General features: G+C 64.0%; 18 protein-coding genes. 4 read left to right on the plus strand and 14 right to left on the minus strand.

Going from position 1 to position 18241, the window contains the following annotated elements:
* Nucleotides 1-3: 3 nt before the first annotated feature.
* Nucleotides 4-366, minus strand: a complete 363-nt coding sequence (locus tag ILT43_RS17945; RefSeq protein ID WP_239475045.1) for a hypothetical protein — start codon at nt 364-366, stop codon at nt 4-6.
* A complete protein-coding gene (locus ILT43_RS17950) occupies nt 366-665 on the minus strand; it encodes a hypothetical protein (protein ID WP_204200361.1) in 300 nt (99 codons plus the stop codon). The genes ILT43_RS17945 and ILT43_RS17950 overlap by 1 nt, the downstream gene beginning before the upstream one ends.
* Here ILT43_RS17950 and rsgA point away from each other — a divergent pair.
* On the plus strand, nt 655-1692 hold the full coding sequence (gene rsgA / locus ILT43_RS17955) for a ribosome small subunit-dependent GTPase A (protein ID WP_204200362.1): 1038 nt from the start codon (nt 655-657) through the stop codon (nt 1690-1692). The two genes, ILT43_RS17950 and rsgA, sit on opposite strands and share 11 nt — an antisense overlap.
* Before the next feature lie 34 nt (nt 1693-1726).
* Here rsgA and ILT43_RS17960 read toward each other — a convergent pair whose 3' ends face one another.
* The 3 genes from ILT43_RS17960 to ILT43_RS17970 all read right to left on the minus strand — a co-directional run bounded on the left by ILT43_RS17960 (nt 1727) and on the right by ILT43_RS17970 (nt 4931).
* Nucleotides 1727-2770: a rod shape-determining protein gene (locus tag ILT43_RS17960; RefSeq protein WP_275431471.1), complete on the minus strand. Its 1044-nt coding sequence runs from the start codon at nt 2768-2770 to the stop codon at nt 1727-1729.
* Between the two features lie 281 nt (nt 2771-3051).
* On the minus strand, nt 3052-4365 hold the full coding sequence (locus ILT43_RS17965) for an alpha-hydroxy acid oxidase (RefSeq protein WP_204200364.1): 1314 nt from the start codon (nt 4363-4365) through the stop codon (nt 3052-3054).
* A gap of 332 nt (nt 4366-4697) precedes the next feature.
* Nucleotides 4698-4931, minus strand: coding sequence for a hypothetical protein (locus tag ILT43_RS17970; protein ID WP_204200365.1), 234 nt, complete (start codon nt 4929-4931; stop codon nt 4698-4700).
* A 493-nt stretch (nt 4932-5424) separates the two neighbouring features.
* Here ILT43_RS17970 and ILT43_RS17975 point away from each other — a divergent pair, with 493 nt between their 5' ends.
* The 3 genes from ILT43_RS17975 to ILT43_RS17985 all read left to right on the plus strand — a co-directional run bounded on the left by ILT43_RS17975 (nt 5425) and on the right by ILT43_RS17985 (nt 6713).
* A complete protein-coding gene (locus ILT43_RS17975) occupies nt 5425-5664 on the plus strand; it encodes a hypothetical protein (RefSeq protein WP_204200366.1) in 240 nt (79 codons plus the stop codon).
* Between the two features lie 651 nt (nt 5665-6315).
* A complete protein-coding gene (locus tag ILT43_RS17980) occupies nt 6316-6456 on the plus strand; it encodes a hypothetical protein (RefSeq protein WP_204200367.1) in 141 nt (46 codons plus the stop codon).
* 77 nt (nt 6457-6533) lie between these two features.
* Entirely contained in the window at nt 6534-6713 is a 180-nt protein-coding gene (locus ILT43_RS17985) for a hypothetical protein (RefSeq protein ID WP_204200368.1), read from the plus strand.
* An 87-nt stretch (nt 6714-6800) separates the two neighbouring features.
* On the opposite strand, the gene ILT43_RS17990 is transcribed toward ILT43_RS17985, so the two are convergent.
* The 9 genes from ILT43_RS17990 to ILT43_RS18030 all read right to left on the minus strand — a co-directional run.
* Entirely contained in the window at nt 6801-7556 is a 756-nt protein-coding gene (locus ILT43_RS17990; protein WP_204200369.1) for a PEPxxWA-CTERM sorting domain-containing protein, read from the minus strand.
* A 142-nt stretch (nt 7557-7698) separates the two neighbouring features.
* The gene (glf, locus tag ILT43_RS17995) at nt 7699-9963 is read right to left on the minus strand and encodes a UDP-galactopyranose mutase (RefSeq protein WP_204200370.1); all 2265 of its coding nucleotides are present in this window, start codon (nt 9961-9963) and stop codon (nt 7699-7701) included.
* Between the two features lie 270 nt (nt 9964-10233).
* On the minus strand, nt 10234-10737 hold the full coding sequence (locus ILT43_RS18000; protein WP_204200371.1) for an SRPBCC domain-containing protein: 504 nt from the start codon (nt 10735-10737) through the stop codon (nt 10234-10236).
* Nucleotides 10721-11077: an ArsR/SmtB family transcription factor gene (locus ILT43_RS18005; RefSeq protein WP_204200372.1), complete on the minus strand. Its 357-nt coding sequence runs from the start codon at nt 11075-11077 to the stop codon at nt 10721-10723. The genes ILT43_RS18000 and ILT43_RS18005 overlap by 17 nt, the downstream gene beginning before the upstream one ends.
* A 127-nt stretch (nt 11078-11204) precedes the next feature.
* Nucleotides 11205-12695, minus strand: coding sequence for a tryptophan halogenase family protein (locus tag ILT43_RS18010; RefSeq protein WP_204200373.1), 1491 nt, complete (start codon nt 12693-12695; stop codon nt 11205-11207).
* A complete protein-coding gene (locus ILT43_RS18015) occupies nt 12692-13756 on the minus strand; it encodes a cupin-like domain-containing protein (RefSeq protein ID WP_204200374.1) in 1065 nt (354 codons plus the stop codon). Before ILT43_RS18015 ends, ILT43_RS18010 begins: the two co-directional genes overlap by 4 nt.
* Nucleotides 13753-14475 carry a SapC family protein gene (locus ILT43_RS18020; RefSeq protein ID WP_204200375.1) on the minus strand — a complete coding sequence of 241 codons (723 nt, stop codon included), beginning with the start codon at nt 14473-14475 and terminating at the stop codon, nt 13753-13755. Before ILT43_RS18020 ends, ILT43_RS18015 begins: the two co-directional genes overlap by 4 nt.
* 149 nt (nt 14476-14624) lie before the next feature.
* On the minus strand, nt 14625-17840 hold the full coding sequence (locus tag ILT43_RS18025; protein ID WP_204200376.1) for a TonB-dependent receptor: 3216 nt from the start codon (nt 17838-17840) through the stop codon (nt 14625-14627).
* A gap of 221 nt (nt 17841-18061) precedes the next feature.
* Nucleotides 18062-18241, minus strand: a 180-nt coding sequence (locus tag ILT43_RS18030) for a hypothetical protein (protein ID WP_204200377.1), incomplete at its 5' end; no start/stop codon positions are given.

Here is an 18241-nt window from a genome sequence, read left to right on the forward strand (position 1 = left end):
AGTTCATCCCTGAAATCGCAACGTGTTCGCAAACCCATCATTCGCCTTGATCATCTTGGCAAGCTTTCGGAGCACGGCACGAACGTGCCGCTCGAACCGCGTATCGTCATAGATGCCGGTGGTCGGATATCCGTCCTGGTTCAGCAGCGTCTTCACCTGTGCGGCGAACGCGGATCGGTCGTCGGTTTGTCCACCGACTTGCAAGGCACGGCACACCCATTCTTCGGCGGCCGCCTTGTCATAGTCGTCTCGCGCCGCATAACCCTGCCTGTCGGCCGCCGCCTGATCCAGACGTGCCGCGCTGAGCCGGCGCTCCAACCACGTGCGGACACGCTGACCGTCCCACGCTTCCGAAGAGCCGTCCATCATGTCGTGCAGTCCTGATAATTCTGCGAGGCTGGTTCCGGGCGGCGTATCGGTGTAGCCAGGTGGAAACAGTTCAGCGGTCGAGCATTATGCTTCGATCCGCTAACGAAGTTTGGAGCACCGATATACCCCGCAAACCAAATTACGACTTCGAACGTCGCGAGCGCGAGAAGGCGAAGACAGCAGACGCGGCCAAGAAGGCGCAGGCCAAGGCAGACAAGCGGGCTGGCGGGCAGGTGGCCGCGGATCCCGACCAGTCGGGTGATGCCCAGGATCAGTGATGCGACGATGACCACCATCTCTTCCGCTGTGGCGGAGCTCGGCTGGACGTCGTTCTTTGGCGAACAGGTTGCGGTCGAGGAGCTTGGCGACTGCACGCCTGTCCGCGTCCTGTCCGTTCATCGCGGAAGAGTGACCGTCGCCGGCGACGCGGGCGAGGAGTCCATTTCGTCCAGAATGCCGACAGGTGGCGTAGCGGATGACAGGCCGACGGTCGGCGACTGGCTGCTGATCGATCGCACGACCCGCAGTGTCGTGCGCCTGCTTACCCGAACGAGCCTGTTCAAGCGGCCTGCCCCTGGCGACGATCGCCGGACGCAGCTCATCGCCGCTAACGTCGACACGCTGTTCATCGTCACGTCCGGCAATCAGGACTTCAACGTCGCGCGGCTCGAACGCTACCTCGTGCTGGCGCGCGAGACGGGTGTCCGGCCCGTCGTGGTCGTGACGAAGATGGACCTTGCTGCCCCGTCAGAGCGGTTTGTCGATGCGGCGCGCGCGCTTCAGGCCGGCTTGCACGTGGAGCAGGTCGACGGACGTGATCCGAAGAGTGTTGCGGGTCTCGCGGCCTATTGCCGTTTCGGCGAGACGGTCGCGCTAGTGGGGTCGTCGGGTGTCGGCAAGTCGACCCTCGTCAATACCCTGAGAGGATCGGATCAGATCGCGACACAGGCTGTTCGCGACGACGACGGCAAGGGGCGGCACACCACGACCGTGCGCGAGATGCATCGCCTTGCTGGCGGTGCGGATGGCGGAGGATGGCTGATCGACACTCCCGGCATGCGGGAGCTTCAGATGTCCGAAGTCGCCACTGGCGTCACGGAGGTATTCGATGACGTGATGGCCGTGGCGCTGGAATGCCGGTTTACGAATTGCAGCCACGGGGAGGAGCCGGGGTGCGCCATTCGTCCGGCGATAGCAGACGGACTCCTCGATCCCGCCCGCGTCGATCGCTGGCGCAAGCTCGATCTGGAGGATGGCGTGAACAGCGTCATGGTCGCCACCCGACGTGCTCGCAGCGGAAAAGCGCCAAGAAGGGGAGGATGACGGCTGCGATCGACTGATCGACCATTCGGGATCGTCAGCCGGTGCTCAGCACGCCGATGAAGGCGTCATCTTCAAGAGCGCGTCCGGCGCCCAATGCAACGCACATCAACGGCGCTTCGGCGACGATCACCGGCAAGCCGGTGGCTCTGCTCAACACCTCGTCCAGCCGCAGCAAGAGCGACCCGCCACCGGTCATGACGATGCCCTGCTCGACGATATCCGCTGCAAGTTCGGGCACCATCTGCTCCAGCGTCTTCATGACGGCGTCGATGATCTGGGCGACGAGGTCGGTCAACGCGTCGGCCACTTCGGACTGACTGATGACGATTTCCTTTGGAATTCCATCCATCAGATCACGCCCTCGGACGTGGAGGTGGACTTCTTCTCCGTCGGTGGGCCGCGACGCCGCGCCGAGTTCGTGCTTGATCCGTTCGGCGGTGGCTTCGCCGATCATCAGGTTGTGCCTGCGCCGGATATGCGAAGCGATGGCTTCATCGAATTTGTCGCCGCCGACGCGCACCGAGCTGCTGTAGGCGAGGGCGCCGAGCGACAGCACCGCGACTTCCGTGGTGCCGCCACCGATGTCGAGCACCATGAAGCCGGTAGGTTGAGTGATCGGCAGGCCGGCGCCGATCGCGGCGGCCAGCGACTCCTCGATCAGGTGGACCTCGGCCGCCCCGGCGCTCGATGCGGCCTGGCGAATAGCCCTGCGCTCGACCTGCGTCGATCCGGCTGGCACGCAGATCACCATCCTCGGGCGTCGCTGGAAACGGTTCGAGCCGCCATGCACCTTCTTGATGAAGTGCTTGATCATCTGTTCCGCGACATCGATGTCGGCGATGACACCGTCGCGCAACGGGCGGATCGTCTCGACGTGTTCCGGCGTCCGGCCCATCATCAGCTTGGCGTCGGCACCCACCGCCAGCACTCTTGGAACACCGTTGCGGGTTTCGATCGCCACCACCGATGGCTCGTTCAGGACGATGCCCCGGCCGGCGACGAACACCAGCGTGTTCACCGTTCCGAGATCGATAGCCATGTCCTGAGAGGCAAAGCCGAAGGGCAGGGAAAGCCGCAAGATCGAGCTACTTCATTGGTGCGGCAGATACGTCCAGCCGGCACGGGGAAGCACACGCATTGGTGGTTTGGGAGCCGAGGTCAATCGGGAAGCGTCAGTCGACCTTTCTGGGCGGTCGATCGGTGCCGCCGTCCTGTTCGTCGCGGACGGCGATGGCGGCATGGCTAGGAACTGCGGGCCAGCAGCGGAAGAACCTGCTCATACGATCATGGCGACCCAGCCGCATCATGCGACCGGCCGCCGTTCCGAACCGCGGAAGCGTCGAGGTAGAGCAAGCTCGGCTAGGGCTGTACCGCTCCGCGAGCCCGGTTCCGCACGTGGCGGCGAGACACCGACGCGATGTCGCTGATACCCGCGAGCATCATTGTTCGAACAAATTCCTCCCTGAGCAGGGTGAGCAGGTGATCGACACCGGGCTGACCACCGGCGGCCAGGGCATAAAGATACGGGCGGCCGATCGAACAAGCGGTCGCCCCGAGGGCGAGCGCCTTGACGATGTCCGAGCCGCGCCTGATACCGCCATCGCAGATCACGTCGGGTTCATCGCCGACGGCATTGCGGACTGCCTCGATCTGATCGACCGGGGCGGGCGCGCCGTCGAGCTGACGACCGCCATGATTGGAGATCATCACGCCGGTTGCGCCCGATGCAATCGACCGGCGGGCATCGTCGGGGGTCATCACGCCTTTGATCGCAAGCGGCCCATTCCATTCGCGTGCAAGCCATTCGACATCGCGCCAGCCGATCGACGGGTCGAACTGGCTTCCGACATAGTTGAACAGGCTCATCGGCCCCGATGCCAGGGCGTCGATCTTGTGACTGACGTTCGCGAGGTCGAACTTGGAGCCGGTGAGAGCCGGAAGCGACCAGGACGGATGCAAGGCGAAGCTGAGCAAGGACCGGAGCGTCAGCTTCGGGGGTAGCGAGAGGCCGCTGACGCGATCTCGCTCGCGATTGCCGGCGACGGGTGTGTCGACCGTCAACGCCAGTCCGTGAAACCCTGCATCCCGACAGCGCGCCACGAATTCCGCGGTCAACCCGCGGTCCTTGAAGATGTAGATCTGGAAGACTTTCGGGCCTGCAAACGCCTGCGCGAGATCCTCCAACCGCGTCGTGCCCATCGTCGACAGGCTGTAGAGAAGGCCGTGTCGCGCGGCAGCGCCCGCCACGGCGAGTTCGGCCCGGTCATGGAACATACGGGTAAGGCCGGTTGGCGACAGCATCAGCGGCCAGCGCGACGATTGCCCGAAGATCCTTGTTTCCGTCCGGATATTCGACACGTCGTTGAGGACGTCGGGAACCAGCTCGTACTGCGCGAATGCCGTCGCGTTCCGACGCAGCGACACCTCGTCATCCGCACCGCCGTCGATATAGTCGAAGATCGGTCGCGGCAGACGGCGACGGGCCATCAGGCGCAGGTCGGCAACGTTGTTTGCACGTTCAAGTCGCGTCATGATGCCTATGATCTTTCCGGCCTGATGTCCGCGCAGGACTGCGGCTTGGGATGCGAACGGCGACGCTTCCGTCCTGCGTGCCACCTTCGACGTTTGTGGAGCAATCAAGGCTAGGTGCGCCTCTGACGCGAGAAACGACAACGATTTCGCTGTGCCTGGAAGATGACAATTTGTGCATGCCGGCTTCCGTGTCGATTGCCGGTTCGATCGGTCTAGGGCTCACTCACCGGCAAGAACCCGCTGATCCGGGAGGGCAGCCATGCTGCTCCTTCTGTGCCTGGGCAGGGCACGATTGTTCGGGTTCGGTCACTCTCATCGGGTTCTTGGCGGCATTGGTCCCGACGAAAGGCAACGAGTGACCTTCGCGAGGTGATCACGGGCGGGCTTAACCCTGCCCGTTGCTTCACCTGCGCTCCTGCGCGACGACATCAATCGGTCTCTGGTTGCCGCTGGTTTGATACGGGGGGCCGCGTTCAATCCCTGAGCGGTGTTGCGCCCACCGACACCACATAGCGCCCGACCCGTTCGTCTCCCCGCGCGACGGTCACCTCCGCACCGAAGAAGGGATTGCCGTGCGAGACCTGCTCGCCGGCGATCGCAATCGTCCCCGAGATGGCTGCCTGCCAGGCTTCGTTGTCATCGGCTTTCTCTTGCTCGCCGGACTGGGAGAAGTGCTCGTTCACGATCGTGATGGTGTAGATTGGCATAGCGCGGTTTTACGCGACGGGCGACTATGCGCGACAACGTGGGTTAGGCGGCAGGAGTGCGTACATGCGCCCAGTACACGCCCGACCTAAAAATTTTCGCTAATACTGGGGTAGATAATCAGAACTAAATTCTGCGATGGCCTTCAGCAAGCCCAGTTGGTCAATGTGATCGCCTTGCCGCTCCGGGCAATACGCGTGCGTTTGTAAAGCGCCTTGATCGTCCGGTTGACGTGAACGTCGGTTGGGGTCGTCGCATCGCCGGTCTGCGCCGGGGAAATGGATCCCGACGATCTGACGAGCGGCGTCGAGGAGGATCGGGCAGATGCCCGGCTTCTCCCCCTGCCGAACGAGGTAGGCCGCTGCCGGATATTTGCGGAGAACATGCGGTAGTCCGAGCAGGTCACGCGCAGGGGCTCGTACGTATTGCCGTGAAGGCATCTTCCCGGCTGATCACCCGTATCTCGTTAACCATAGAGATCGGCGGAGATCAGCGATGCACATCATGCTTTTGGCGGCGGCGCTCGTCACCGCGCCCCCGCAAGCTCGGACGGGGGTGCACTGGGACAGCAGCCGCCCCGCTTTCGACGAGACGGACATCATGGCGAAGAGCGAGCGCGTGCGGCAGGCGCAGATCCAGGCTCAGCGGCTTGAGATGGAAGCCGGCCCCGGGCTGCTACAACCCGCGGGGGCGAAGCGGCGGGCGAGAATTCCTGCGAGCGTCAAGGAGGGCTGAGCGAAAGCCATTGATCGCGACCGGGAAACGACAGCGACAATGCCCACGCTGCGCCGGGCACCGCACATCAGGACGAATGCCAAGCCAGGGTTCGGATGCGCGCACAGGCAGCGTCCGCCCGACCAGTCGGGAAGGCGCGCACCCTCTACGCATCTCCAACCATCTGTGCACGTCGAGCTTGGATTGCCGCTGGTCCGACCGGGAGCCGCGAAGATATAAACGGACGTTGGGCGATGATGGATCGGCGGCAATGCCGGTCAAGGTCTGACGGCGTAGCGTCCCGGCTGCGGAACAAGTCCAGCATGGGTCCGGCCGTGGCTAAAGCCATCGAACCATTCCCGGTGCTGCATGGGGCTGGACTCGCGATCGAATGGACAGTGCCCGGCCCACGCCGCGAGCGAAGAGCCATGCTGCCGACCATCCTCGAAAGCGGAAACGTGATCGCGACCAAAGCTATTCATAGCTGTGCCCCAAACTTCCGGCCTTCGCCTTACCCGCTTCGATGGATGTTTGCGCTTAAGTAGGTTTGGTATTACCGTAATCCCACGCGGATCAGATAGGTCGCGACCAGCGCGGGGGCTCTTGCATTTGAATATCGGGGGAGGCGAGCGTCGGCGCCGAAGCGGGGAACTTCGCGAACTCGCCCAGAGCGTGCGTGATCTGATTACCGATGAAACCGCGCCCGACGCGGTCGCGGCTTACGAAGAATACGCCGCAGACATCGATCGTCAGGAGGACGATGCTCGCAAGAGAGAAGATGATCGATCCGACAAGCGCTTCAAGGAAGCCTGATGCACCGGATGCTCGCGAAGGGCGTTAAAACTTAACTATGTTAATGGCGGGAACGTGATTGTTCCTTAACATCGGTCATGACCTTCGCCAACCTGACCGTAGCGCTACAGGCTCTCATGAACCGCACGGACGACCATTCCGTGGCTGCCTCTCGCTGTCGGAGGTTGGCGGCCGGCATATCGGACGAAGGGGCGTCGGCAGCGCTCAACGCGTTGGCCGAACAACATGACGAATGCCTTCGGCTGCTGGAACGCTAACAGCGAAGGTTTGAGATGGAACCTTGTCTCCAAATAGCCGCCGATCTTGCGATCGACGGCTTTCCCATCCCCGCTCGGGGAAACTGATCAGGCGAACACGGCTTTGGTGCTCACGCGTCGGCGGCGCATCGCACCACCGACCACGCCGAAGCCGCCGATCATCAGCGCCCAGGTGTCGGGCTCGGGAACCGCGCCAGCCAGCGCAGTGCCAGTGAACTGCGTGATAGTTGCTGCCGTGTTGGCAATCCCGCTGGTCGCCGCACCATCGAACACCGAATTCACGCTATAAACGCCGTCGTCGAAGCTGTTCGCCGTATCGTACGAGGCGAGGAAGAAGCCTGGGCCATCGACACTCGACCCAACCGGAATCGTTACGTCGAGCAACAGATTTCCCATCGATGGGTCGTAGCGAAAGGCGTTCTCGAAATTGACGATGTACTCGAAGCCGTCTGTAGTGGGCGCCGCGAACGAGATCGCACCCTGATAAACTCGCGTGACATCCGAGCCGATGTTGCTCGAGAAATCTGCCGACAGCGGGGTCCCGGTCTCATCACCGAACATCGTCGTTGAGAGGCTGATGTTGACGCTCGCATAGTTCGCGCCGTTGCGGAAACCAGGCGTCGAACGGAATGCGAGGCTGGTCAGCATCTGCGGTCCGGAGAAGAAGCTGGAGGCGTAGACCTGCTGGGTGCGGCTCCCGCTGGTCCCACGATAGGTGAACGGCGCAGGAGATTGAGCCTGGCCACTCGGCGCAGGGTTTGGAGTGATCGTGACGATATCCGCGGCAAAGGCCGGGCTGGCGGCGAGAAGCCCCAACGTGGCGACGATGTGAAAAACGCGCATGCGTATCCTCCCCTGTTGTGGCGACACGCGACCGATGAGCCGGCTCGTGGCGCCACCCTCGCTGCCTGATCGATGCAGCGTAAGACCCGAGTTACGCATGCATTAAGCATAAAGATGCACGGCGTGCAGCAGCCCGATGCCGCTACTCTGCCGCCGCGAGCAACGCCTCCTGCCCGCGGGCTTTCAACCGCCGGTACGTCGCCAATGCCTGCCCCACGACCTGATCCATATTGTAATATCGGTAGGTCGCCAGCCGTCCTACGAAGACGACGTTCGGCTCTGCCAACGTCAGCGCCTCGTAGCGTTTGAACAGCGCATGGTTCTCGGGACGCGGTATGGGGTAATATGGGTCACCGTCCGCGGCCGGATATTCATAGGTAACGCTGGTCACTGCGGACGTTTGACCGGTCAGGTGCTTGTACTCGGTCACGCGCGTATACGGGACGGCTTCGTCAGGATAATTGACGACTGCGACGCGCTGATGCTGCTCTACAGGCAAAGTGCGATGCTCGAACCGCAGCGATCGGTAGGGCAGGGGGCCGTACCGCTGTTCGAAATATTCGTCGACCGGGCCGGTGAAGACGAGCAGATCGTAGCTGACATCGTTCTTGATGGACGCGAAGTCGGTTGCGAGCCGCACAGTAATGTTGGGATGGTCGAGCATCGCTGCAAACATCGCGGTGTAGCCATTCCGCGGCATCGCCTGGAAGGTGTCGGCGAAGTAGCGGTCATCGGTGTTCGTCCGCGTCGGCACGCGTGCGGTCACGCCCTTGTCGAGTTCGGACGGGTCGAGGCCCCATTGTTTGCGCGTGTAGCCGCGGAAGAACAGTCGATAGAGTTCCTGGCCGACCGCAGCGACGACGACATCCTCCGACGTGCGAATGTCGGCCACCGGCTCGGCCCGCGCCGAGAGGAACCGGGCGGCATCGTCGTCCGTCTCCAGCCCCGCATCGAACAGCGCGTTCAGGGTCGTGCGGTTGATGGGGATCGGCACCTGTTGTCCGCGCACCTCCGCCAGTACGCGGTGCTCGTAGGGACGCCAGCCGGTAAAGCGCGAGAGATAGTCGAAGACCTCGGCCGAGTTGGTGTGGAAGATGTGCGGACCATATTGATGGATCAGGATCCCGGCTGCGTCTTCGACATCGAAGGCGTTGCCGGCGATATGCGGCCGTTTGTCGATGACCAGGACCCGCTTGCCGCCGTCAGCGGCCAATCGTTCGGCCATGACCGCGCCAGCGAAGCCTGCCCCGACGACGAGGCAGTCATAATGATCCGGCGCCGCGCGGGGCAGGACCTCGTCGATGGCGGCCATCATGGCGGCCGCGGTATCGTCCCAAGACATCGCCGCCAGAAGCGTGTCCGCGTCGTCGCGCCAACCAAGGTCGTCGTCGCGCACCAGTGCCAGCGCCTCCTCGCATGCTTCCACGAACCGTGCGCCGGCAGCCGCGATGCGGACGGCTGGCGTGGTGCCGTAGTGGCGGGCGACATCGATCACCGGCGTGGACACTACCGGCCGACCCGCGGCGAGGTATTCGGGCGTCTTGGTCGGGCTGATGAAACGCGTCGCTTCGTTGATCGCGAACGGCATCAACGCGACGTCCCAGCTCGCGATCGTGTCCGGCAACTGGTCGTATGTCCGTGCGCCGGTATAATGCAGGTTGGCGCGCTGTGGCAGATCGGCAGGGTCGATCTTGACCACCGGGCCGACGATCTCGATCGTCCAGTCCGGCCGAGCATCGGCCAGTTCCTGCAACAGCATCAGGTCCATGCGTTCGTCGACGACACCGTAGAAGCCGAGCCGCGGGTTCGCGGTACGTCCCGGTGCGTGGTCGCGCGCCCGTGCGAAATGCGCGACGTCGACGCTGGACGGAAACGGCCGGACATCGGCATGGCGCGTGCGCTTCGCCTCGTACAGGCTGTACCCCCCCGTAAACACCAGGTCGGCGGCGACCAGCAGGTCCTCCTCCAGTTGCAGCAATTCGGGCGGTGCGAAGCGAAAGGCGGAAAGCTCGTCCATGCAATCATAGACGGTGCAGTCCGCCGCGATCTCGCGTGAGAACGCCAGCATCATCGGCGTGTAGTACCAGCGGACGGCCACCGGGGGCTCGGCGGCCAGGAATTCCTGCAGCAAGGCTGCGAGGGCGGATTGCGTTCCGGCAGGGTCCAGTCCCCACGGAAGCTGCGGCGTGACAATCCTGACGCCGGTGGCGTCGTCACGGACGGAGAGGGACGGGCGATCCACATCGCCGGCGATCGCTTCTTCCCAGACGACGACCGAAAATCGCGCGGCGAAGCGAGTCAGCAGATGCTGGGGGCGCTGGAAGACGAAGTCCCATCGAAGATGCGAGAAGCACAGTAGAAGGCGCGGTTCGATCGCGGTGGTCGAACGGGTGCGCGTAGTAGCCATCCTGAGCATCTCCAAACCGGGCCCCACCCGGAAGCACCGTAGCCGGAGGATCGATTTTCCTTTCTAATCCAGGGCAATGCTCCCCACTTTAGGTGTTTGCGAAGGTCCACGTGCGATGCCCGTCCGTCGCACGGCATCGATCGTCGACATCTCGGTCCGGGCGAAAACGCTCATGCCGGTTCACCTACACCGTTCCGCTACGCGGAGCCGACGCGAGGGGCCGCGGAGCCGCCTCTCGAGCGACAACGTCGAAGCGGTCCGCCGACCGCGTCAGATAGCGGGGTCGCGGACCACCTCTCCAAGCTGGTCCATCTGCTCCGGCAATGCGGCTGCCCCGCCTTGCAGCGCTTCCTCCAGCGCCTCGGTCGACGGGTAGAGTTCGTGGAAGGTCAGCAACGTCTTTCCGTGCTGGTCCGTGAAGGTCACCGTCGTGATCGCGCCCTCCTCACCCTCGTCGTTGGTCCAGACGATCCGCTCGTTCGGCACCACGTCGAGATATTTGCCGAAGAACGACATGGTCTCCGGGCCCCCGGCGCTGAACTCCAGCCGGTATTTGCCGCCGGTGCGGACGTCCAAATCGCACGTGACGAGCGCAACGCCGGAGGCCGACTTCGGCATCCACCAGCGCCGGAACAGATCGGGCTGGGTCCAGGCCCGATAGACCGTGTCCGGCGGCGCGTCGAAGGTCCGGGTGATGACCAGTTCGCGGTCGCCGACCCGCTCGACCGAGGTGCGGTTCTGCGCCCCGAATGCGCTGCTATCCTGCCGATCCATCGCGTACCTCCCGTTGCAGCTCGTTGATGATGTCGTCCAGTGCTCCGAAGCGCGCCTCGAAGAGCATGCGGTGCGCCTCGATCCACTCCGCCTCCGCGGCGAGGCCCCGTTCCCCCAGCGTGCAGGTTCTGACCCGTCCGGCCTTGTGCGTGACGACGAGCCCGGCCCGCTCCAGAATCGCGACGTGCTTCTTCATGCCGGTCAGCGTCATCTGGAATCTTTCCGCCAGACCGGTGATCGACGCCGCCCCGCGCCCAAGCTGATCGATGATCCCGCGGCGGGTCGCGTCGGACAGCGCCGCAAACGAAAGATCGAGTATGGGACTGGAATACTGAACCATATGGTTCAGTATTAGCGTGTTTGCACGCGACGTGCAAACGCTTCACAGGTTGGTCGGTGGTCGCTCCCGCACGGGCCGGCGCGCTTGAACCGCTGCCTGAAAGCGCGCGGCGGACGGCCCGCGAGGACTAGCCGGCCGATCCGGCGCAATAGCGGTCGATGAACGCTTGATGGGGCGGAAGCTGCCGTACCGTGGTTGCGATGGTGTCGCTCATGCTCTTCATCACGGCCTTGAGCTGGTCGGGCGGCATCAGCTTGACGACCGGATGATGACTGTCCGGCGTGAGCCGCTGGCCGAGCATCACCTGCAACCACGATGCGACCCGGAAAAGCTCATGGTCGGCCTGGAACGCATTGCCGCTGTCGCGGAACAACGCGATGCGCTCTGCCAGACTGTCGGGGACCTTCATCTCCCGCCGGTCGCGCCAGAACGGCTCCTGACGATCGTTCAGATGGTAGTGGAGGATGATGAAGTCGCGCACGCCTTCGATCTCCCGTGCGGCCTGATCGTTGAAGCGCGCGATGACGGCCGCGCTCGGTCGCCCCGCCGGCAGGAGTTGAAGGAAGCGGGTGAGCGCGATCATGATCAAATGGATGCTCGTCGATTCCAGGGGTTCGACGAAGCCGCTGGCGAGGCTCAGTGCGATGCAGTTCCGATGCCATGCCGCCTTGCGCCGGCCGGTCCGGAACCGGATGAGCCGCGGCTCGATCAGATGCTCGCCCTCAACCGACGCGAGGAGGCGTTCGCGGGCGGCGTCGTCATCCAGATAATCGGCGCAATAGACCAGCCCGTTCCCGACGCGGTGTTGCAACGGGATCTTCCATCGCCAGCCCGCATCGTGCGCGATCGCCCGGGTATAGGGGACGGCGGGTTCGGTTGCGCTCGTCTGCATCGCAAGCGCGCGGTTCGTCGGCAGCCAGTGGCTCCAGTCCTCGAATTCGACCCCCAGTGTTTCGCCGATCAACAACGCGCGAAAGCCGGTGCAGTCGAAGAAGAGGTCGCCCTCGATCCGCTCGCCATTCGCCATAACGAGTGCGGCGATGTCGCCGCTTTCGGGATCCTGCTCGACGCCCGCTATTTTGCCCTCGACGCGGCGAAGCCCGTTCGCTTCACACCGCTGCCGTAGATACCGTGCGTAGCGGCCGGCGTCGAAATGATACGCATAGTTCAGCGCTGGCTGCCCGCCGGTGGCGAAACGCTTGGCAGCGGCGGCTTCGTGTTCGAGGCAGTAGGCACCGAAGGGCTTGGCAAGTCCGCGGGCGCGAGCCTCCAGCCAGAAATGCTGAAAGTCGCTCATCCAGGTCGATTTGCCGACATCCCCGAACGAGTGGATGTAGCGATCCCCATCGTGCGCCCAGTTCTCGAACGAGATCGCGAGCTTGAAGCTGGCGCCGGTGGCGCGCACGAACTCCTGCTCGTCGATGCCGATCAGCGCGTGGAACGCCCGGACCGTGGGAATCGTGGACTCGCCGACGCCCACCGATCCGATATCTTCGGATTCGACGAGCGTCACCTCGGCCAGCGCGCCGAGCTGGCGCGTCAGGATCGCGGCCGCCAGCCAGCCTGCGGTGCCGCCCCCGGCGATGACGATGCGGCGTCGATCCGTCGGTTCGGTCATCGGTTGATCCGTTGAAGAAGCTTGGCTCGCAATTGCCGTGCAGACATCGGGTCCAGCCTGGCCAACGGGCCCTGCGCCGCGTCCGGCAGATGCGCGGTCGGACGTTCCGCGGGCCCGAACACGTAATAGTCGAATAAGGCTGCCCATGCCCGTTTCTCGTGCGGCGACCGATCCCGCAGGCTCAACAGCCCGTGGAGCAGGGTGTTCATGGGGGAATCCATGAACGCTGGAGCATCGTTCCACCAGAAGTTGATCATCATGTTGAAGTCGGAAAGCGCCTCCACGTGATGCCACCACAGCGCGGGATAGATCACCGCATCGCCCGGCCCCAGTTCCGCGACCTGCGCGGCCTGTTGCGCCTTGGCGAAGTCGGGGAACCGCTCGAGATCGGGTGAGCGGAAATCGACCATCGAGACGACCTGACCGCCCGGTGTCGGCTCCAGCGGGCCCGGATAGAGATTCGCGATCTGCTCCGGCGGGAACAGCGTGAAGCGACGCTCGCCGACCGCGACACAGGCGATGTTGTTCGCCATGTCGTGGTGTGCGGATGCGGTGGTCCGCGTCCCGATCCAGATACTGCGCAGGACGGTGTCGAAGGCGGGGCCGTCAAGCTCGAAATCATTGCCCGCGGCCGCAAGACCGGGAAAATAGCCTTGGAGGTCGGTCGAGCCGATGTAGAATGACGGCGCGCCCCGGTCGCCCAGCCGCGTGAGCATGCCGCCGATATAGTCGTCGAGCCGGACCCGCTCCGCCTCGAAGTTCAACCGTGTGGCGCTGCCGTCATAGAAGCTGTCGTCATAGAAATAGCGACCGCCGGCTTCCGCAGGCGCCGTGTAGCCGACGCCCGGCCGGCCGTTGTAAAAGGACAAAAGATAATCCGCTGCGGCCTTCGCGCCATCGCGCCCGGCGGCCACCAGCGGCCAGTCCCGCGCGAGGCCGCGCACGACGACCGGCTCGCCTGCCAGCACGAGCGCCTGGGGATCGATCGACCCCGCCTGCGCGGCGTCGATCTCCCGCACGCGCCTCGACGTGATAGGCTGGCCGGAGGCGACGTCGTTCATTCGGCCGCCCTCTTGATGTTCTTCAGCTCGATCAGCCGCTGCACGTTGCCGAGCGAAGCCGCAGCCAGGAATGCGCCTTCCAGCAGACCCGATCGATGCAGCCTTTCGAGCATCTCGCCCGACAGGTCGGCGAGTGCCTGGCGATCTACGATGAACAGATCGGGGAGATCATAGGTCAGGTCGTCGTCGAGACTGATCTGCAACGTCATGGACCGGAGCAGGCCAGCCTCCCGCCACGCCGCATAGATGGCGGGTGCCGTCTCGAGTCCCTGATAGATCGTGCGCAGGACGCCGGTCATGTGGTTCAGCAACGGTGCGTTGCCGCCATGCTCCCGGAACACCGGCAATCCGTCCTCGGCTCCGACGCGGGGGTCGTCCAGGTCGATGTGGATCATCGGCTCGGCCGGTTCGCCGTCGTTTGCCGTGCCGGGGCTCACGGCGATCGAGAAGGGGCCGCGACGCTGAAACGCGGGCACGTAGCCGCTCGTCCAACGGTCACCGTCCAGAAACAGGTTTTCGTCGCGGTCCAGTCCGAGCAGGACATGCGCCTGAAGCCCTTCGCCCTCAGGCCGGAAGATGATCGGAAAGGATCGCTGGGCCGCCTCGAACTCGGACGGAAAGATCGGCAGCTGATTGACGCCGTCGCCGAACTCCGCCCCCGCGCGAATGGCGACGCGCAGATCGGCATGATCGACATTGTTGAGCAGCACGCGGTTCATCGGCTTGGAAGTCTCTTGGCTGGAGCGCGACATCTCACGATGCTGCCCGGTTTTTGCATCAGCGGCCAGCGAGCGAGGGTTCGGCCGCCTGAAAAAAAGGCCGCTTCGAAGAGCGGCCTTGAGGAGGGGAGTGGTAACGGACGCGCGGATCAGAAGCGGTAGCGGGCGCCGACCAGGATCCGCGGCTTGTTTTCCTGCGCGAAGAACGTCTGGTTCTTCGAGCGGCCGTAGCTGCGCACGGACTCGCTGGTGAGATTGATCCCCTCCAGCGAGATCGCGATCTTCTGGCTGATGTCCCAACTGACGTTCAGATCCACCGTGGTGTACGGCGCGAAGAACACCGGATTGCGATCGGTGGTGCCGCCGCGGCCGGTTTCCGACAGGAACTTGTCGCGCCAGTTGTAGGTGAGGCGGGCCGAGATCCCGTTCTTGTCGTAGATCAGCGACGCGTTCGCCGTGTCCGACAGGCCGAGCAAGGCGAACTGGTCGACCGTCGGCGCGGCGAGGACGTCGATGCCGACGTTGCCGCGCACCAGCGTGTAGGATGCCGCCACACCGATGCCCGTCTCTCCGAAGAAGTACTGGCCTGCAAATTCGCCGCCGTAGATCTCCGCGTCGCGGTTGTTGATCGGCGAGGAAATGGAGAACACGGCCAGCGGATCGTTCGCATCCGGCGTGATGTCGACTTCACGCGACAGGGTGTCGAAATAGCCCTGGTTGACGGCGGTACCCGAGCTGTTCGCGCGGATGTCGGCATCGGTCTGGCCGATATTGCCGCCGTTCTGGATCAGCCTCGCCGTATAGCTGAAGAGGTTGATGTCGGAACGATCCAGACCCAGCCGGGCCAGCGCCGCCGCGGCCGTTCCGGAGCGAGAACCGGGCGCGCCGGTCGTCGCGTCGCGGAGCCCGAACAGATTCCCGTTCGACAGGCCGGTGCCCAGGAAGTTGCGGACGCGCTTGTCGAAGAAACCGGCGGACAGGTAGCTCGACGGCTTGAAGTACCACTCGGCCGAGACATCGAAATTGTCCGAGATGAGCGGCCTCAGGTTCGGATTGCCCGTCGTCCCGTTCGGCTGGCCGCCGAACAGGGTCGCCCGGCTGCCCGCTCCCGCGGTCGAACTGACGAACTGGTTCCCGTACGACGGCCGCGCAATCGTGCGACTGAACGATACGCGCGTGATGACGTCCTCGACCGGCGAGATCTGGAAGTCGATGGAGGGGAGGAGATTGTCGTAGCTGCCGCGCCCGGACAGCGGCGTCGCCGTCGCCGATCCCGGCACGTTGAAGTCGTTGTCCGATGTCCAGATGATGGCGGACGGCCCGTTCACGCGCGAGAAGGCGCGAACCTTCGTGACTTCGTAGCGGGCACCCACGACCAACGTCGCCTCGGCGCCGGCGATCTGTCCCTTCCAGGTCAACTGGCCGTAGACGGAGGCGATCTTCTCCCGAATGCTGTCGTCGTTGGCGGAACCGGCGCTGACCAGGTTGCCGCGTGCCGAGTAGAGCGACGAGAAGATGTCGGTGAGGGCGACGGCGTTGCCGCGGAAGGCGTTGAGGCCGGGGCCGGTCACGCCCGGCTTGAACTTGTCGAACTTGCAGACGAGGCAGAACGTCTTGATCAGGTCGCCGGCCTGCGCCTCGACCTCGCCGGGATTGCTGATGCTCCAGTCACCCAGCGTCTGCGTCGTCTGCGTGCGCGTCGAACGCAGCTTCGAGTCGATGTAGCTGCCGCCGAATTCCGCCTTGCTGCCCTCGCCCAGATCCCAGCCCAAACCGAGCTGCGCCTGGTTGATGGTCTGCGTCTGCCGGGCGGTGTTGGTCCGGGCGACCTGCGTGCCGAGATCGCCGACGTCGAGCTGGTTGTTGCAATTGCCGATCACGCGACCCGGACCGCTGCTCGTCGCGAGCGCGCGGCAGTCGTTGATCGTCTCGTTGATCTGCGGGAAGCCGTTCGACCAGTCGATCGTCTGACCGTTGACCACGTTGGCGCCCATCGAGAACAGCGTCGAACTCGCGCCGTTGGACGCATCGGGCAACGCCTGCGACTTGGAATGCTGGATGTCGGCGATGAGCTTGAACGTGTCGTTCACGTCCCACGCGGCGTTGAGGCCATATTCCTCCAGCTTGTCCTTCGTCGCCCGGAACTGCTGCTCGTAGCCGGTGTCCTTCGGGTCGGGAACGGCCTGCGAGATGACGGTGGCGGTCGGAACCGGGCTGTTGTCGAACGTCACGCTGCCGAACGGGCGGTTGAGCCAGTTGGTCTGGTCCTGTCGCGCCTCGCTCTGCCGGTTCTGCGCCCACAGCACGTCCGCGGTGAGCAGCAGGCTTTCGACCGGCCGGAATTGGACGACGCCAGATGCGTTGATCCGCTCGCGCTCCGACTCCGAGAAGTGGTAGCGGGCGTCGTTGGGAAACGCGATCAGGCTGCCGCTGGGCGGCCGGTTGGTCACGACCGTGTTCGCGCCGATGATATCGCCCGGGTTGTCGATCGTGCGGATGTTCCACGCGTTCGACGTGGAGCTGGCGGCGGCCGAATTGCGCTTCTGGTAGCTGCCGAACAGCGACACGCCGAAGGTGTCGTTGTCGTTCTTCCAGTTCACGAGACCGGACACTTCCGGCGTGATCTTCGCCAGACCGTCCTCGTCCTTCTCGATGCTGGTGTCGTACACCGCCTTCGCACCGACCGATCCGGTCAGGCCGGCTTCACGGGAATCGAGCGGCTTGCGGGTGATCACGTTGATGGTCGCGCCGATGCCGCCCGTGGGGATCGCCGCGCGACCGGTCTTGTAGACCTCCAGCGTGCTGACGCCTTCCGACGCCAGATTGCCGAAGTCGAACGAACGGCCCGTTGCCGTCGCGAAGTCGACGCTCTGGTCGCCACCGACGCCCTGAAGATTGGTCGCCGGCAGCTGGCGGCCGTTCAGCGTGACGAGATTGAAGCCGCCGCCGAAGCCGCGGGCGGTCACTTCGGAACCCTCGCCGTTGACGCGGTTGATCGATACGCCCGTCACGCGCTGAAGCGACTCGGCCAGGTTGGTGTCGGGGAACTTGCCGATGTCTTCGGCGGAGATGGCGTCGACGATACCGTTGGAGTTCCGCTTGATGTCGATCGCGCGGTTCAACGAGGCCCGGATGCCGGTGACAACGATGTCATCGCCCGAGTCGGATGTCGCTGCGGCCGTGGTCGCACCGTCCTGCGCCTCACGGGCAGCGCCTTCGGACCCCGGCTGGGCGTTGGTCGCGGGAGCATTGGCGTCGTTTCCGCCGCCGACAACCTGCGCGGCCGCAGGTGTAGCGATGCACAACGCCAGCACGCCGATCGAAGATGTGCGGACGAGCGCGCCAATGAGCTTGGACTCTTTCATACTTCCTCCCCTTGCGGCTTGATCGCCGCTTATTGATAGCCAGCCGTTAGCCGACACCCTTATGGTAGTGCTACCATTCAGTCCTACGTTGTCAATGCGTTGTAGAGTATACTAAATTGTGTGTCCGCCAAGGCACAGGCAGTCACTCCACTTTATTAATCATATAATACAGAGGAGTTGAAGGAGCGGCACCGAAGCGCGACCTTACGAGCTGCATCCCGTCAGGTCAGCGGAACAATCTTCCCAGTGTACGACCGATGTTGAGGACGCTTGCGCGATCTCACCGGCAGATCCCATCCAGGCATGGCCGAGCGGCTGCTATCGCCCGATTGTGTTGAAAAAGGCTGGCTTGCAGTGGTGCCGGCAGTCTGATTCACTTGCCGCGAGGTGAGCGGAGACGG

The organism is Sphingomonas longa (genome assembly GCF_016892685.1).
GTDB classification, from domain to species: Bacteria; Pseudomonadota; Alphaproteobacteria; order Sphingomonadales; family Sphingomonadaceae; genus Sphingomonas; species Sphingomonas longa.

Bases quoted from the DNA above. Each gene is read 5' to 3' on its own strand.
- ILT43_RS18000 (WP_204200371.1), bottom strand. From the start codon at position 10,737: ATGGATCGGCAGGATAGCAGCGCATTCGGGGCGCAGAACCGCACCTCG.
- ILT43_RS17950 (WP_204200361.1), bottom strand. From the start codon at position 665: ATGGTGGTCATCGTCGCATCACTGATCCTGGGCATCACCCGACTGGTC.
- ILT43_RS18010 (WP_204200373.1), bottom strand. From the start codon at position 12,695: ATGACCGAACCGACGGATCGACGCCGCATCGTCATCGCCGGGGGCGGC.
- ILT43_RS18005 (WP_204200372.1), bottom strand. From the start codon at position 11,077: ATGGTTCAGTATTCCAGTCCCATACTCGATCTTTCGTTTGCGGCGCTG.
- rsgA (WP_204200362.1), top strand. From the start codon at position 655: ATGACCACCATCTCTTCCGCTGTGGCGGAGCTCGGCTGGACGTCGTTC.
- ILT43_RS17975 (WP_204200366.1), top strand. From the start codon at position 5,425: ATGCACATCATGCTTTTGGCGGCGGCGCTCGTCACCGCGCCCCCGCAA.
- ILT43_RS17985 (WP_204200368.1), top strand. From the start codon at position 6,534: ATGACCTTCGCCAACCTGACCGTAGCGCTACAGGCTCTCATGAACCGC.
- ILT43_RS18020 (WP_204200375.1), bottom strand. From the start codon at position 14,475: ATGAACCGCGTGCTGCTCAACAATGTCGATCATGCCGATCTGCGCGTC.
- ILT43_RS17990 (WP_204200369.1), bottom strand. From the start codon at position 7,556: ATGCGCGTTTTTCACATCGTCGCCACGTTGGGGCTTCTCGCCGCCAGC.
- ILT43_RS17970 (WP_204200365.1), bottom strand. From the start codon at position 4,931: ATGCCAATCTACACCATCACGATCGTGAACGAGCACTTCTCCCAGTCC.
- glf (WP_204200370.1), bottom strand. From the start codon at position 9,963: ATGGCTACTACGCGCACCCGTTCGACCACCGCGATCGAACCGCGCCTT.
- ILT43_RS17945 (WP_239475045.1), bottom strand. From the start codon at position 366: ATGGACGGCTCTTCGGAAGCGTGGGACGGTCAGCGTGTCCGCACGTGG.
- ILT43_RS18025 (WP_204200376.1), bottom strand. From the start codon at position 17,840: ATGAAAGAGTCCAAGCTCATTGGCGCGCTCGTCCGCACATCTTCGATC.
- ILT43_RS18015 (WP_204200374.1), bottom strand. From the start codon at position 13,756: ATGAACGACGTCGCCTCCGGCCAGCCTATCACGTCGAGGCGCGTGCGG.